The 595-nt window shown below is 58.8% G+C and carries 1 protein-coding gene; it reads right to left on the bottom strand.

The window, feature by feature from the left end:
- Nucleotides 1–50 precede the first annotated feature (50 nt).
- Nucleotides 51–595: SAM-dependent methyltransferase (locus JCM12296_RS35510; RefSeq protein WP_054702868.1), on the bottom strand; the 545-nt coding region annotated here is incomplete at its 5' end.

Below are 595 nucleotides of genomic sequence, written 5' to 3'. Positions count from 1 at the left end.
TGGTTAGGCCAAAACGGAAATTCAGTGCACAAACTGCTCGTCATCGCACTTCACCGCGGCATCAGCGCGAACACGCCCCAGCCCAAATACTCGCGCGTGTAAGTGGCGTAGCGTTCCGGTTCCGTAGTCAGTTGGGCTCGGACATCTTTCGCCAACTCGTCGCCGGGATTGGCTTCAAGCCATCGGCGCATGGTGAGCCATTTGGCCGCCTCGTATCTGTCCCAGCCGTCTTGGTCAGCCAGAACCATTTCAACGACGTCGTAGCCAAGGCGGCCGAAAGACGCAATGAATTCAGGAAGCAGGAGAAAGTCAGCGATGGCGTTGGCGAGACACCCCTTGGCAATTGCTTCCGTTGGCGGTAACTGCCGCCAGTAGGGCTCACCGATGAGGATGATTCCGCCAGTGCGCAGGCTCTGTTCCAGAAGCGCAATCGTGCCGGCGACTCCCCCGGCGATCCAAGTGGCACCCACACAGGCCGCCACATCGACCTTCTCGTCAGAGACATAGCCTGCTGCATCGTCATGGATAAACGTGACTTGATCGGCCACGCCAAGCTCTTCGGCACGGCGTCTGGCCTGCTCACTGAACAATTGGT

It is taken from the genome of Desulfosarcina cetonica JCM 12296 (genome assembly GCF_001311845.1).
Taxonomy (GTDB): Bacteria; Desulfobacterota; Desulfobacteria; order Desulfobacterales; family Desulfosarcinaceae; genus Desulfosarcina; species Desulfosarcina cetonica.
The sequence above is the reverse complement of the archived record's forward strand: the minus strand, read 5'-3'. Positions and strand labels throughout refer to the sequence as shown.